This is a genomic window from Tropicimonas sediminicola, assembly GCF_900188335.1.
Taxonomy (GTDB): domain Bacteria; phylum Pseudomonadota; class Alphaproteobacteria; order Rhodobacterales; family Rhodobacteraceae; genus Tropicimonas; species Tropicimonas sediminicola.
Window position 1 is genome coordinate 89,159 of sequence record NZ_FZOY01000001.1, and the last position, 14,615, is coordinate 103,773.

Here is a 14,615-nt window from a genome sequence, read left to right on the forward strand (position 1 = left end):
CGGAAATTGGGAACAGGGTCGATGGCTAAGGTCCGTCTGTATGTAGAACAAAGCCTCCGTCAGGGGGAAGGCGTTTCACTGACGCGGGAGCAGGCGCATTACCTGTTCGGCGTGATGCGGCTCGGCGTGGGGGACGAGGTCCTGCTCTTCGATGGCCGTTCGGGCGAGTTCCGGGCCGAGGTGGGCGAGGCCGGCAAGCGCGGCGGAACGCTGCTCTGCGCCGAACAGACGAGGCCGCTCCAGACCCCGCCGGACCTGTGGCTGATGTTCGCGCCGATCAAGAAGGCGCGCACCGACTTCATCGTGGAGAAGGCCGCCGAGATGGGCGCGGCGCGGATCTGCCCGGTGCAGACCGAATTCACCAATTCCGAGCGAATCCGCCGCGACCGGCTGCAGGCGCACGCCGTCGAGGCGGCCGAGCAATGCGGCGGAACCTTCGTGCCGGAGGTCGCCGAGCTTGCCCGGCTCGACCGGGTGCTGGCGGACTGGCCGGAGGAGCGCCGGCTGATGTTCTGCGACGAGACGCTGGTAGGTGCCGGCGAGGCGCTGGCCGGCGCGCCCGGCCCCTGGGCGATCCTGATCGGGCCGGAGGGCGGCTTTTCGGAATCCGAGCGGGTGCGGCTACGTGCCATGCCGCAGGCGGTTGCCGTGAGCCTCGGGCCGCGTATCCTGAGAGCGGACACCGCTGCTGTCGCGGCGATGACGCTGTGGCAGAGCCACCTGGGAGACTGGTGATGGAATTCCGTCCCGCAACCCTCCACGATACCGCTTCGATCGACACTTTCCTGCGTGCGCGATCCGACACCTCGATGTTCCTGCGCTCCAACCTGCGCGCCTTTGGCCCCTGCGGCGGCAAGGCGCCCCACGCCACGCGGATGTGGCTTCAGTCGGAGGCCGGTGGAGCGCTCTGCGGCGTCTTGGGGATCAGCACGGCGGGTTTCGTCCTCGTGCAGCTCCCCGGCGGCGCCGAGCCCGTCGAGTTGCGGCGCGTCCTCTGCGGCGCGGAGATCAAGGGCATCCTCGGGGCCAGTGACCAGGCCCGCGCGGTGCAGCAGGCGCTTGCGCTCGGCGCCGCGCCGGCCAAGCTCGACGACGACGAGCCGCTCTATTCGCTCGATCTCGATCACCTCTGGGTGCCGCCCGGCGAGACCAGGCTCCGCCGCGCGCTGCCGTCCGACCGCGATCTGCTGATCAACTGGCGCGAGGAATACCTCGTCGAGACGATCCATTTCTCGCCAGAGGAGGCGATCGAGACCGCGCCCGGCGATATCGACGGCATGATGGAGCGCGGCGCACTGATGCTGTTGCAGGACACCAGCGGCACGCCCTGCGCGATGACCTCGTTCAATGCGATCCTGCCCGACATGGTGCAGATCGGGAACGTCTTCACACCGGACGAGAAGCGCGGGCAGGGCCATGCCCGCCGCGCCGTGGCGCTGCATCTCGAACGGGCCCGTGCGGCCGGCGTGGAACGCGCCATGCTTTTTGCCTCCGGTCCGGCGGCCTCCCGGGCCTACGAGGCGATCGGCTTCGACCGCATCGGCCGCTTCACGCTGCTCATTTTCGAGCAGCCGCAGACGATCTGCGCCGCGGCATGAGCTTCATCCGTCCCGAACTTGCGCGCGCCGCCGCCCGCTGGCGCGAGGTTCTGGCCGCACTGGCCGGCGCGCTCGCAGGGATCTGGCTCGCCCGGCTCGGCGGCCCGGCGATGTTCGTGCTTGGCGGGATCGTCACCCTGGCCTCGCTGGCGCTCGCGGTGCTGGCATGGCGGCGGGCGCGGTTTCGGCTCGAGGTCGACGCGCCCGGCGTGGTCAAGGTCGACGAGGGCCGGATCTTCTACATGGGGCCGGTGACCGGCGGGGCGGTCGACCTGTCGGAACTGGTCGAGCTTTCGATTCTGGATGTCGCGGGCGGCCGCCGCTGCTGGCTGCTGCGCCAGGCCGATGGACACGCGCTGCTGGTGCCACTGGCAGCCGCCGGAGCCGAGATGCTCTACGATCAATTTGCCGTGTTGCCGGGCATCGAGAATGCCGCCCTGATGTCGGCGCTGGAGGGCGATGCGACACAGGCCCGGCGCATCTGGACGCGCTCCGGCCCGGTGCAGGAACTGCTGACCGACTGACGCCGCCCGCCCGTGCGGGCCGGTTTCGCCGCGCTGGCGCGCGTCGACCGGCGGGGCGCCTCGCTTCGCTCGGCGCCCCTTGACTTGTCGCTCCACGCGTCGCACCTAACCCCGAACGCGCGATTGCCCGGAGACCCTACCCGATGTCCATCCCCCAGTCCGGCGGCGGCCCGATCGAACGGTACGAACAACTCGTCGAATACCTCGAAAGCGGCTGCAAGCCCAAGGACCAGTGGCGGATCGGCACCGAACATGAGAAGTTCGGCTATTGCCGCGACACGCTCCTGCCGCTGCCCTACGATGGCCCGCGCTCGATCAAGGCGATGCTGGAAGGGCTGCGCGACCGCTACGGCTGGGAGCCGATCTTCGAGCAGGACAATATCATCGGGCTGGAGCTGAACGGGGCCAATATCAGCCTCGAGCCCGGCGGGCAGCTTGAGCTTTCCGGCGCGCCGCTCCGGTCGATCCACGAGACCTGCGACGAGGTGAACGAGCACCTGCGTGAGGTGAAGACCGTGGCCGACGAGATCGGCGCCGGTTTCATCGGCCTCGGTGCGGCGCCCACCTGGACCCACGCGCAGATGCCCCAGATGCCCAAGGGGCGCTATCGGCTGATGACCGATTACATGGACAGCGTCGGCGAGCTGGGCAAGCAGATGATGTACCGCACCTGCACCGTGCAGGTGAACCTAGACTTCGCCTCCGAGGCCGACATGGTCGAGAAGCTGCGGGTCGCGCTCGCGCTGCAGCCGGTCGCCACCGCGCTCTTCGCCAACTCGCCGTTCCTCGAGGGCAAGCCCAACGGCCACAAGTCCTGGCGCTCACGCATCTGGCGCAACCTCGATGATGCCCGCACCGGGATGCTGCCCTTCGTCTTCGAGGAGGGGTTCGGCTTCGAGCAATGGGTCGATTACGCGCTCGATGTGCCGATGTATTTCGTCTACCGGGACGGCAAGTACATCAACGCGCTCGGCCAGTCCTTCCGTGACTTCCTGAAGGGCGAGCTGCCGGCGCTGCCCGGCGAGACGCCCACGCTGTCGGACTGGGCCGATCACCTGACGACGATCTTCCCCGAGGCGCGGATCAAGAAATACATGGAGATGCGCGGCGCCGATGGCGGCCCCTGGCGGCGGCTCTGCGCGCTGCCCGCGTTCTGGGTCGGCCTGCTTTACGACCAGGGCGCGATGGACGCCGCATGGGACCTGGTGAAAGGGCTCGATGCCGAAACCCGCGAGGGTCTGCGCGTGGGCGCTTCGATCCATGGCTTGCAGGGCGAAAGCAACGGCGTGCGCCTGCAGGACCTCGCCCGCGAGTCGGTGGCGATCGCCATGTCCGGCCTGAAGGCCCGCGCGATCCCCGGTGCCGGCGGCTTGGTGCCCGACGAAACCCATTTCCTCAACGCCCTGCAGGACAGCGTCGAAACCGGCCGCGTGCCGGCGGACGAGCTGCTGGAGCATTTCCACGGTGACTGGGGCGGCGACCTGAACCGCGTCTTCGCCGAATATTCCTACTGAACGTTCGGGGCGCCGGTCCTGGCCCGGCGCTCCCAACTACACGACGACGCGCGGCTCCGGGCCATACTGGTTTGGCCCCCGCGTGCCGGGCTGGATGAGCCAGTAGATCAGCAACAGCGTCCCCAGGATCGGGATCAGGGCGATCAGCAGCCACCATCCCGATTTGTCGAGGTCATGCAGCCGTCGCACGCCCACCGCGATCGACGGCACCAGCAGGGCCAGCCCCCAGATCACGCCCAAAACGCCCATGTCGGGGCCAAAGACCATGCGGTCGAGCGACTGTGTCACCGCCGATCCGATCAGGTTGAACAAGGCGAACCACCAGTATTCGGGGCGCCGCGCCCGCCCGCTGAAAACCGCGTACTTGTTGAGACATGTGCGAACCGCGTCCTGGAATTTCATCGGGACTCTCCGGGTAACTGCAACGACCTCAGGCTAGCCGTCGCCCGCTGGTCTGTCAGCCCCCGATGCGCGATTCCTCTCCGCGCCGCAGCCGGCGGATGTTCTCGGCATGCCGCACATAGACCAGCGATCCCAGAAGCAGGGCCAGCACGACCATCTGTGCCTGCCCGAACACCAGCATCCAGATCACCGAAAGCGCCGCCGCCACCAGGGCCGAGAGCGAGGAATAGCGGGTCACGACGGCCACCAGGAGCCAGGTCGCACAGCAGGCGAGCCCGACGCGCCAGTCGAGCGCCAGCAGCACCCCGAGGAAGGTCGCGACGCCCTTGCCGCCCCGGAACCCCAGCCAGACCGGGTAGAGATGGCCGAGAAACGCGAAGAGCCCCGCCACCTGTGCCGCGTCCTCTCCCACGAGCGCCCGCGCGATCAGGACGGCAACACCGCCCTTGGCGGCATCGAAAACCAGGGTGAGGAAGGCCGCCAGCTTGTTGCCCGTCCTGAGCACGTTGGTCGCCCCGATATTGCCCGAGCCGATCGCGCGCAGGTCTCCCAGCCCGAACAGTCGCGCCATCACGATCCCGAACGGGACCGAGCCGAGCAGATAGGCAAGCAGCGCGGTGGCGATCAGCGCGAGGCCGCCGGATTCGAGCGGTGGCATGGCAACTCCTGTCTTCTTCTGTCTTCAAATATCCCCGCCGGAGGCATCCAAGTCCATGCGCGCGGCGCCCGTCGCCGCAGCCGCATGCGTATTGCGCCAGACCGGCCACAGGCTGCCGCCCGAAGGGCGGCGCGGCCCAACCCCGAGCCGGCGCGCAAGCGCCGGACGAGGGGGCGGGAGCGCCCCGGCGTCATTCCTCTCCGCCGAAGACCTCCACGCCGCCGACCCAGGTTCTCAGAACCTTGCCTTCCATGCGGTGCCCGTCGAACGGCGTGTTCTTGGATTTCGAGCGCAGCCGGAACCGGTCCAGCACGAAGGGGGCGTCGGGATCGAAGAGCACCAGATCAGCCGGCGCTCCCGCCGCCAGCTGCCCGCAGGGCAGGCCCAGCCGTTTCGCCGGGTTGAGCGAGATCGCACGGAAGATCTGCGGCAGGCTCAGAAGGTCGGCGTGATAGAGCCGCATCGCCGCCGGCAGGAAGGTCTCCAGGCCCACGGCGCCGGAGGCCGCCTCCTCGAAAGGCAGCCGCTTGCTTTCCTCGTCCTGCGGCGTGTGGAAGGAGGAGATCGTGTCGATCACCCCCGAGGCCACCGCTTCCACCACCGCCAGCCGGTCGGTCTCCGACCGCAGCGGCGGCTTGATCTTGAAGAAGGTCCGGTAGTCTCCCACGTCGAGCTGGTTCAGCGTCAGGTGGTGGATCGAGGTGCCGGCGGTGATGTCGAACCCGTTGGCCTTGGCGCGCTCCAATGCGGGCAGGGCGCGCCGCGTGGTGATCTGGTCGGCGTGGTAGCGCACGCCTGTCATCTCGACCAGCGCGATGTCCCGGTCGAGCCCCATCCGCTCGGCCATCGGCGAGACCGCCGGCAGGCCGCGGAGCGAGGCGAACTTGCCCGAGGTCACCGCCGCACCCTTCGACAGCCCCGGCTCCTGCGGGTGGGCGATCACCAGCGCGCCGAGCGACCGGGCATAGGTGAAGGCGCGGGAGAGCACCTTGGTATCCGTCGTCACCGCGTCGCCATCGGAGAAGGCCACCGCCCCGGCATCGAGCAGGAAGCCGATCTCCACCATCTCGCGCCCGGCGCGTTCCTTGGTCAGGGCGGCCATCGGCGCGATGCGCACGAGGCTGTCCTGCGCGGCACGGCGGGTGACGAATTCGAGCGTCTCCGGCGTATCGATCGCGGGCAGCGTGTCGGCACGGGTGACCATCGTGGTGACACCGCCCGCCGCCGCGGCGCGCCCGGCCGAGCGGAAACTCTCCTTGTGGCGCTCGCCCGGCTCGCAGACCTTCACGCCAAGATCGACGATCCCCGGCGCAAGGTACTTGCCGCCGCAATCCACCGACCCCGGCGCGTCCGTCCGGCCGCCAGTGATCGTCTCGATCTTCCCGTCGCGGATCGTCAGCGTGCCGAGGGTTTCGGTGCCGGCCTCCGGGTCGATCAGCCGTGCGTTGGTCAGTACCAGTTCAGTCATGAGGCTCCCCTCTGGACCTGGCGCATGAGGCTCAACACCTCGCGCCCGTCCTCTATCATTTCGAACCCGATGCGCCGGCCCCCGGCGAAGCGACGGCCGCTATCAGCGAACAGCACGCTCGCCGGCGGGCCTTCGACCAGATCGATCACGGTCCGCGGCGTGATCGGCCAGTCCTGCAGGGCACGTTTTCCGAAGAGTTCGGTCGCGATCAGCGCCCTCCGGCTGGTCAGCGTGTACCAGCTGTGCCGCCGGACATAGGCCTGCCAAAGGCGCTCGCCGCCGGCGAGCTTTGCGCCCTGGAACACGAAGAACGCCCCCGCAAGCGGCGCGACCAGGCGCATCGGCAAGGGCGCGCCGGCACCCAGGCCCATCGACTTCGTTGTCCAGATCAACGCGACGCAGAGGAACGCGATGCCGAAGATCGTGCGTCGCGGATCGAGCCCGGCAAAGATGACCTTTCCCGAGGGCCGCCCCTGCCAGAGCACGCGCTCACCCGGCTGCAGGATGCCCTCCCAGCCGGCGGGTGCGGGGGCGCCAGCGCCTGCCGTCATGCCGTTTCCACGCCCGCGGCCGCGGCGATGCGGGAACGGGCGGCTTCGGGATCGGTCAGGTGCTTCATCAGGTGTTTGTCGCCGCCGCGTGTCACCACCTGCACCGCCGTGCCGATGGTCCGGACGCGTTCCACGTCCCGAAGGGCGATCCGCTTGCCGAAGGAACTCGAGAGCGTCGTCTCGGTCAGCTCCCAGCGAACGCCGATCTCTTCGGAGGCGAGGTAGAAACCCCGCACCCCGAGCGCCAGCACCACGCCCACCGGTCCAACCCACGGGGTCGGGTTGCCCATGACGACCAGCACCGCTGCCGCGGCGACCGAACAGATCGCCGCGAGCGTCACGCTGCCCCGGACATAGGTTGCCTTGTCGGAGGTCCAGCTGGCGAGAACGGGCTCAGCCATTGGCGCGCGCCTCTCGAAGGTTGAGCGCCAGCAGGTCCATGGCGGCCATGCGCACCGCCACGCCCATCTCGACCTGTTCCTGGATCACCGAGCGGTTGATGTCGTCCGCGATCGTGCCGTCGATCTCCACCCCGCGGTTCATCGGGCCGGGATGCATGACGATGGCATCGTCCTTCGCATGCGCCAGCTTGGCGGCGTCCAGCCCGAAGCGGTGAAAGTATTCGCGCTCCGATGGGATGAAGCCGCCGTCCATCCGTTCCTTCTGCAGTCGCAGCATCATCACCACGTCGCAATCCTTCAGCCCCTCGGCCATGTCGCCATAGACCTCGACGCCCCAGTCCTCGGCGCCCGCGGGGATCAGCGTCGGCGGGCCGACCAGCCGCACGCGGTTCTCCATCTTGCCGAGCAGCAGGATGTTGGAGCGCGCCACCCGGCTGTGGGCGATGTCGCCGCAGATGGCGATGGTGAGCCGGTGCAGCCTTCCCTTGGCCCGCCGGATCGTCAGCGCGTCGAGCAGCGCCTGCGTGGGGTGCTCGTGGCGCCCGTCGCCGGCATTCAGGACGGCGCAGTTCACCTTCTGCGCCAGCAGGTCCACGGCACCGGAATGCGGATGGCGCACCACCAGCAGGTCCGGGTGCATCGCGTTCAGCGTGAGCGCCGTGTCTATCAGCGTCTCGCCCTTCTTGATCGAGCTGGCCTGCATCGACATGTTCATCACGTCCGCCCCGAGCCGCTTGCCGGCCAGCTCGAAGCTCGCCTGGGTGCGAGTGGAGTTCTCGAAGAACATGTTGATCTGCGTGAGCCCGGCGAGCGCGTCCGAGTGCTTCACCGCAGCGCGGTTGAGGCCCACGTAATCGTCCGCAAGGTCCAGCAGCGTCGTGATCTCGACCGGGTGCAGCGGCTCGATCCCCAAAAGATGTCTGGCGCGAAAAGTCATGGGGCCCTCCGGGTGGTCTGGCGCGGTTATAGCAGAGGTGCGGGGGTGGGCAACGGCATGGGGTGCCGCTGATGTCGCGGCGGCTTTCCGACTCTGCGGGGATCGGCTAGCAAGGCTTCATGGCCCAGGACATGTCCTATCACGCGATGCTTGCCGCCCTCGATTTCCAGGTCGAGTTGGGCGCGGATTACTGCATCTCGGAAGAGCCGCTCGACCGGTACGCGCAGGCCGAGGCCGAGGCGGAGCGGCGCCGCGAGGCCGCCGCCGCAGCGGCACCCGCGTCCAGCATCTCCATGCCCAAGGCCGCGCCGCCGCCGGTGCAGGTGGTCCAGGTCGACCCTATCAGCGATGCCCGCAGGGCGGCCGATGCCGCCGGCACGCTCGAGGAGCTGCACGAGGCGATCGCCGCCTACGATCATTGCGAGCTCAAGAAGGGCGCGCGCAGCCTCGTCTTCTCGGACGGACGCCCGGAGGCGCGGGTGATGATCATCGGCGAGGCGCCGGGCCGCGACGAGGACATGCAGGGCAAGCCCTTCGTCGGCCGTGCGGGGCAGTTGCTCGACCGGATGTTCGGGGCAATCGGCCTGTCGCGCACCGCGCCGGAGCCGGACGGCGCCTTCTACATCACCAACATCCTGCCCTGGCGGCCGCCGCAGAACCGCGATCCCAAGCCGGAGGAGATCGCGATGATGAAACCCTTCGTGGAGCGCCATGTCGCGCTGGCCAAACCCGACCTGCTGGTGCTGATGGGCAATATCTCCTGTCAGGCCATGCTCGGCCGGCGCGGCATCACCCGGCTGCGCGGCACCTGGGCCGAGACGCTCGGCCTGCCGGCGCTGCCGATGTTCCACCCCGCCTACCTGCTGCGCAATCCTTCCGCCAAGCGGGAGGCCTGGGCCGACATGCTGGAGCTGTCCGCCCGCCTGCGCAGCCTCGGATGAAAGGACCCTGAATGAGCCGTATCGACGAGACCAAGGAGTTCATCCCGGTCCGAATCGCCGTGCTGACCGTCTCCGACAGCCGTGGCCTCGAGGAGGACCGTTCCGGTGCCGTGCTGGTGGGCCGGATCGAGGCGGCCGGGCACGTCGTGGCGGACCGCAAGATCCTGCGCGACGAACGCGCCGAGATCGCCGCGCAGCTCAACGCCTGGTGCGACGATCCCGGGATCGACGTCGTGATCTCGACCGGCGGCACCGGGCTGACCGGCCGCGACGTGACGGTCGAGGCGCATCGGGACGTCTATGAAAAGGAGATCGAGGCCTTCGGGACCGTGTTCACCATCGTCTCGATGCAGAAGATCGGGACCTCGGCGGTTCAGTCCCGCGCCACCGGCGGCGTGGCCCGTGGCACCTACCTTTTCGCGCTGCCCGGCAGCCCCGGGGCCTGCAAGGACGCCTGGGACGAGATCCTCGCGGCGCAGCTCGACTATCGCCACATGCCCTGCAATTTCGTCGAGATCCTGCCCCGGCTGGACGAGCATCGGCGCAGGAAGTAGCGGAAATGTGAAATACGAAGGTGACGGAAAAGCGCCCGTCGCCCGTAACACCCATGTGGCTTTGCCGTTTCCGACTTTCGGCTTAGGCTCTTGAGGGCCGCGGCATATTTCGAGAAGGGCACCCTGATGCAGTTTCTTCGCAGGTCCCTTATGGGGATCTTTCTGCTGTCCCTGACGGTCGGTCTTCTCGCCTATGGCGGGCGGATGTTCTACGAGGCCGTCCAGGAACGCATCAATCGCGAGGTGAACCGCACCCCCGCGAGCGAGCGGGTGCTCGCGGTCAATTCCGTGGAGATCGCTCCGACGGACGTGGTTCCGGTTATGGTGGCCTTTGGCGAGATTCAGAGCCGCCGCACGCTGGAGATCCGCGCCGGCGCCGCGGGCCGGATCGTCGAGATGGCCGAGAGCATGGAAGCGGGCGGGCTGGTTCAGGCAGGCGAACTGCTCGCAAGGATCGACCCGACCGAGGCCGAGGCGGCGCTGGCCGTCGCCCGGACCGGGGTGGCCGAGGCCGAGGCGGAGCTCCGCGAGGCCGAACGCAATCTGCAACTCGTCCGTGACGAACTGGTCGCCGCGCAGGCCCAGGCCGACTTGCGCACCCAGGCGCTGAAGCGTCAGCAGGACCTTGCCACGCGCGGTGTCGGAACCGAGGCGGCCATCGAGACCGCGGCGCTGGCCGAGGCGAGCGCGAACCAGGCGGTCGTGAGCCGCCGGATGGCCGAGGCGGCGGCCGAAAACAGGCTCGACAACGCCGGCAACATCCTCGCGCGGGCCCGGATTTCGCTCGACGAGGCGCAGCGCGACCTCGCCGACACCGAGGTGCGCGCCGCGTTCACCGGCACGCTGGCCGATGTGACGGTGGTCGAGGGCGGGCTGGTGACGCAGAACGAGCGACTCGCCACGCTGATCGACCCGGAGGCGCTCGAGGTCGCCTTTCGCCTGTCGACGACGCAATACGCCCGGCTGCTCGACGAGTCCGGCCGACTGATCGACGCGCCGGTGCGCGTCACGCTCGACGTGCTCGGGCTCGATCTGGAGGCGGCGGGCCGCATCTCGCGGGTCGATGCCTCGGTGGGTGAGGGCCAGACCGGCCGCCAGCTCTTTGCCGGCCTGGACCGTTTCGCCGGCTTCCGTCCCGGGGATTTCGTCTCGGTCCATGTCGAGGAGCCGGAGCTCACCGGCGTGGCGCTGTTGCCCGCGACTGCCGTGGACGCGGCGAACACCGTTCTCGCGATAACCGACGCCTCGCGCCTCGAAGTGCTGCCGGTGTCCGTGCTGCGCCGGCAGGGCGACGACGTGATCATCGACGCCGCGGGAATCGCGGGCCGCCGGGTCGTGGCCGAAAGGACCCCGCTGCTTGGCCCGGGCATCCGCGTGCGCGATCTGACCGCCGAACGCACCGAGGCGGTCGCGGATAGCCCGGAGCCGGAGGACGAGACGATCTCGCTCTCCCCGGAACGGCGCGCGGCCCTGATCGCCGCCGTGGAGGCCAATGGCCGGATGCCTGCCGAGGCCAAGGAACGGATCCTGTCGCAACTGCGCGAGGATCGCGTGCCGATGCAGATGGTCGAGCGCATCGAAAGCCGGATGGGAGGCTGAGCGCATGGAGACGAATGTCCCCGATCCCCGGCACCGCGGTCTGCTCTCGTATTTCACGCGCCACGGGACGGCGGCGAACCTTCTTCTCGTCGTGCTCATCGTCGCCGGTCTGGCCGCCTTTCCACGGATGCGGGCGCAATATTTCCCGGACGTGGTGCTCGATACGGTCACCGTGAACGTCAACTGGGACGGCGCCGGCGCGGAAGACATCGACCGCGCCATCGTCGATACGCTGGAACCGGCGCTGCTCGCGGTCTACGGCGTCAGTGCCTCCAGCTCCACCGCGCGGGAGGGGAACGCCTCGATCCGGCTGGAGTTCGAGCCCGGCTACGACATGGGGCGCGCCAGCGAGGACGTTCAGCAGGCGGTCGATTCCATCACCACCTTTCCCGAGGACGCCGACGACCCGCGGGTGATCCGCGACGAATGGCGTGACCGGGTCTCGGATGTGGTGATCGCGGGGCCGGTCGGAGTGGACCTGCTTGGGCGGTTCACCGACGAATTCATCGCCCGGCTTTACGCCGAGGGCGTGACCCGCACCACGATCCGCGGGCTGGCCGCGCCACAGGTCATCGTCGAGGTGCCGACGCTGGCGCTCGTACGCAACAACGTGACAATGGCCGACATCGCGGAGGCCATCGCGGGCGAGGTCGACGCCTCCCCGGCCGGCGACGTGGCCGGCGCCAACGCGCGGGTTCGGACCGGCACGGAAAAGCGCTCCGCCGACGAAATCGCCGGCATCGCCCTGCGCTCCAATCGCGACGGCTCGCGGCTGACGATCGGCGACGTGGCGACGATCCGGGTCGAGGGCGTGGACCGCAACCGCACCTATTTCGTCGGCCCCAACCCGGCAATCTCGGTTCGGGTGGACCGCTCGACCCAGGGCGACGCGCTGGAGATCCAGGCCACGGTGGAGCGGGTCGCGGCCGAGATGCTCGAGGGGCTGCCAGAGGGCGTGACCATAGACCTGATCCGCACCCGGTCGGAGTCAATCTCCAGCCGTCTCAACGTGCTGCTCGAGAACGCGGCGATGGGGCTCGTGCTGGTTGTGGGCCTGCTGTTCCTGTTCCTGAACGCGCGCACCGCGCTCTGGGTTGCCGCCGGTATCCCCGTCGCCATGCTCACGGCGATTGCGCTGATGTGGGCGGCGGGGCTGACGCTCAACATGATCTCGCTCTTCGCACTGCTGATCACGCTCGGCATCATCGTGGACGATGCGATCGTCGTGGGCGAACACGCGGATTTCCGGGTGCGGCGGCTCGGCGAGCATCCGGTCAACGCTTCGGAAAACGCGGCGCGCCGGATGGTGGCGCCGGTCTTCTCCGCGACCATCACCACCGTCATCGCCTTTGCAGGGCTGACCGCGATCGAGGGGCGGTTCGGCGATCTCATCGCCGACATTCCCTTTACCGTCATCGTGGTGTTGATCGCCTCGCTGGTCGAATGCTTCCTGATTCTGCCCAGCCACCTCGCGCATTCGCTGCATGCCTCGGCCAAGGCGGATGCCTGGTACGACTGGCCGTCGCGCATGGTGAACCGCGGCTTCGGCTGGTTTCGCCACACCCTGTTCCGCCCCTTCGTCGCACTGGTCCTGCGGTTCCGTTACCCGGTGATCGCGGGCCTGATCGTGCTGCTGTCGAGCCAGGTGGTGCTTCTGGTGCGGGGCGACGTGCAGTGGCGTTTCTTCTCGGCCCCCGAAGAGGGCTCCGTCTCCGGCAACTTCGCCATGGCGCCGGGGGCGACGCGTGCGGACTCGCTGGAACAGATGCGCGCCTTCCAGGCTGCGGTGGACGAGCTCGGGGCCGAATACGCCGAGACCTATGGCACCAACCCGGTGACCTACGCGCTGGCCGAGATCGGCGGCAACACCGGGCGCGGGCTGTCGGGAACGGATGGCAAGGATCCCGATCAGCTCGGCTCCATCGCGGTGGAGCTGATCGACCCGGACCTGCGGCCCTATTCCAGCTTCCAGTTCGTCAGCGACCTGCAGGACCGCGTCGAGCGGCACCCGCTGGTGGAGACGATCAGCTTCCGCGGCTGGCGGTCGGGGCCGGGGGGCGATGCGCTCGACGTGCAGTTCTTCGGCGCGAGTGCCGACACGTTGAAGGCCGCCGCGGAACGGCTCAAGCGAGAGGTCTCGCGGTTCGGCGAGGTCTCGGCGGTGGAGGACGACCTTGCCTATGATAAGGAGGAGCTGATCCTCGACCTGACGCCGCAGGGGGCCGCCCTGGGCTTCACCATCGACGAGCTGGGCCGGGTGCTGCGCAACCGGCTGAACGGGATCGAGGCGGCGACCTACCCAATGGGCGTGCGCAGTGCCGAGATCCGGGTCGAGCTGCCGGAGAGCGAGCTGACCGCCGATTTCATGAGCCGCACCCAGCTTCGGACGCCGAGCGGCGCCTACGTGCCGCTGGCCGATATCGTGGAGGTCAGCCGGCGCGACGGCTTCTCCACCATCCGCCGCGAGAACGGCATCCGGGTGGTCAGCGTGACCGGCGACATTGCCGAGGACGACCCGGCGCGTGCGCAGCAGATCGTGGAGACCCTGCGCACCGATATCCTGCCGCGGATCGAGGAGGAGATGGGCGTTTCCTACCGGCTGTCCGGGCTTGCCGAGCAGGAGCAGGATTTCCTCAACGACGCCATGGTCGGCTTCGGTTTCTGCCTTATGGGCATCTACATCACCCTTGCCTGGGTGTTTTCAAGCTGGACGCGGCCGCTGCTGATCATGGCGGTCATCCCGTTCGGGCTGATCGGCACGATCTACGGTCACGCGTCCTGGGGCATGCCGCTCTCGATGTTCACCGTGGTCGGGCTGATCGGCATGTCCGGCATCATCATCAACGATTCCATCGTGCTGGTGACGACGGTCGACGAGTATTCCCGCGACCGGGGCCTGTTCCCGGCGATCGTGGACGCCACGTCGGACCGCCTGCGGCCGGTTCTGCTGACGACGATGACCACCGTGATCGGCCTCGCGCCGCTGCTCTACGAGCCTTCGCGGCAGGCGCAGTTCCTGAAGCCCACGGTGATCACCATGGTCTACGGGCTCGGCTTCGGCGTGGTGCTGGTGTTGCTGATCGTGCCGTCGCTGCTGGCGATCCAGCAGGACGTGATCCGCCAGTGGGATGCGCTGCGGCGGGCATTGCGGCACCGGGGCAGGGCGCGCGCCATCTCCTGGCTGACGATCTGCGCGGCGCTGCTGGTGGCCGGCGTGTTTGCGATGACCATGGGCCATGTCGCGCTGACGGGTGAAATCTGGCCGCCCCTGGCCGCGGCGCTCGGCCTGCCGGAGCTGCGGCCGATCGTGGTGCTGGGTCTCTTCGCGGCGAGTGCCTTCGCGATCCTGATGGCGGTCTTCGTCGTGGGGGCGCTTGGACTGCTTCTCACGCGGACGCGGGGAGCGCGGACGGATGGCGGGTTCGGTCAGGAGAACGAGCCCGCGGCCTGAAGCCGCGGCGCGGTCTT

14 protein-coding genes are annotated in these 14,615 nt (G+C 68.6%); 8 read left to right on the forward strand and 6 right to left on the reverse strand.

Annotation, left to right across the window (positions count from 1 at the left end; translation table 11 throughout):
* Positions 1-21: 21 nt before the first annotated feature.
* The 4 genes from CHB86_RS00410 to CHB86_RS00425 all read left to right on the forward strand — a co-directional run bounded on the left by CHB86_RS00410 (position 22) and on the right by CHB86_RS00425 (position 3,636).
* Complete coding sequence (locus CHB86_RS00410; protein ID WP_089230581.1) at positions 22-735, forward strand: 16S rRNA (uracil(1498)-N(3))-methyltransferase; 714 nt, start codon at positions 22-24, stop codon at positions 733-735.
* A complete protein-coding gene (locus CHB86_RS00415) occupies positions 735-1,598 on the forward strand; it encodes a GNAT family N-acetyltransferase (RefSeq protein ID WP_089230582.1) in 864 nt (287 codons plus the stop codon). The genes CHB86_RS00410 and CHB86_RS00415 overlap by 1 nt, the downstream gene beginning before the upstream one ends.
* The gene (locus CHB86_RS00420; protein ID WP_089230583.1) at positions 1,595-2,122 is read left to right on the forward strand and encodes a hypothetical protein; all 528 of its coding nucleotides are present in this window, start codon (positions 1,595-1,597) and stop codon (positions 2,120-2,122) included. The genes CHB86_RS00415 and CHB86_RS00420 overlap by 4 nt, the downstream gene beginning before the upstream one ends.
* A 143-nt stretch (positions 2,123-2,265) precedes the next feature.
* Positions 2,266-3,636 carry a glutamate--cysteine ligase gene (locus tag CHB86_RS00425; protein ID WP_089230584.1) on the forward strand — a complete coding sequence of 457 codons (1,371 nt, stop codon included), beginning with the start codon at positions 2,266-2,268 and terminating at the stop codon, positions 3,634-3,636.
* 36 nt (positions 3,637-3,672) lie between these two features.
* Here the strand turns inward: CHB86_RS00425 and CHB86_RS00430 are convergent, their stop codons facing one another.
* From CHB86_RS00430 to CHB86_RS00455, 6 genes are all read right to left on the reverse strand, one after another.
* Positions 3,673-4,038, reverse strand: a complete 366-nt coding sequence (locus tag CHB86_RS00430; RefSeq protein WP_089230585.1) for a DUF805 domain-containing protein — start codon at positions 4,036-4,038, stop codon at positions 3,673-3,675.
* 55 nt (positions 4,039-4,093) lie between these two features.
* On the reverse strand, positions 4,094-4,696 hold the full coding sequence (gene plsY / locus CHB86_RS00435) for a glycerol-3-phosphate 1-O-acyltransferase PlsY (RefSeq protein WP_089230586.1): 603 nt from the start codon (positions 4,694-4,696) through the stop codon (positions 4,094-4,096).
* Between the two features lie 190 nt (positions 4,697-4,886).
* The gene (pyrC, locus tag CHB86_RS00440) at positions 4,887-6,164 is read right to left on the reverse strand and encodes a dihydroorotase (RefSeq protein WP_089230587.1); all 1,278 of its coding nucleotides are present in this window, start codon (positions 6,162-6,164) and stop codon (positions 4,887-4,889) included.
* Positions 6,161-6,715: a hypothetical protein gene (locus CHB86_RS00445; protein WP_089230588.1), complete on the reverse strand. Its 555-nt coding sequence runs from the start codon at positions 6,713-6,715 to the stop codon at positions 6,161-6,163. The genes pyrC and CHB86_RS00445 overlap by 4 nt, the downstream gene beginning before the upstream one ends.
* Positions 6,712-7,116, reverse strand: a complete 405-nt coding sequence (locus tag CHB86_RS00450) for a hypothetical protein (protein WP_089230589.1) — start codon at positions 7,114-7,116, stop codon at positions 6,712-6,714. The genes CHB86_RS00445 and CHB86_RS00450 overlap by 4 nt, the downstream gene beginning before the upstream one ends.
* Positions 7,109-8,053, reverse strand: coding sequence for an aspartate carbamoyltransferase catalytic subunit (locus tag CHB86_RS00455; protein ID WP_089230590.1), 945 nt, complete (start codon positions 8,051-8,053; stop codon positions 7,109-7,111). Before CHB86_RS00455 ends, CHB86_RS00450 begins: the two co-directional genes overlap by 8 nt.
* Before the next feature lie 119 nt (positions 8,054-8,172).
* Here CHB86_RS00455 and CHB86_RS00460 point away from each other — a divergent pair, with 119 nt between their 5' ends.
* The 4 genes from CHB86_RS00460 (at position 8,173) to CHB86_RS00475 (ending at position 14,598) form a co-directional block, all read left to right on the forward strand.
* Positions 8,173-8,994: a uracil-DNA glycosylase gene (locus tag CHB86_RS00460; RefSeq protein WP_089230591.1), complete on the forward strand. Its 822-nt coding sequence runs from the start codon at positions 8,173-8,175 to the stop codon at positions 8,992-8,994.
* Positions 8,995-9,005: 11 nt separating this feature from the next.
* A complete protein-coding gene (gene moaB, locus CHB86_RS00465) occupies positions 9,006-9,548 on the forward strand; it encodes a molybdenum cofactor biosynthesis protein B (RefSeq protein ID WP_089230592.1) in 543 nt (180 codons plus the stop codon).
* Positions 9,549-9,674: 126 nt separating this feature from the next.
* On the forward strand, positions 9,675-11,147 hold the full coding sequence (locus CHB86_RS00470) for an efflux RND transporter periplasmic adaptor subunit (RefSeq protein ID WP_089230593.1): 1,473 nt from the start codon (positions 9,675-9,677) through the stop codon (positions 11,145-11,147).
* A gap of 4 nt (positions 11,148-11,151) precedes the next feature.
* On the forward strand, positions 11,152-14,598 hold the full coding sequence (locus CHB86_RS00475; protein ID WP_089230594.1) for an efflux RND transporter permease subunit: 3,447 nt from the start codon (positions 11,152-11,154) through the stop codon (positions 14,596-14,598).
* The last annotated feature ends 17 nt before the right edge of the window (positions 14,599-14,615 follow it).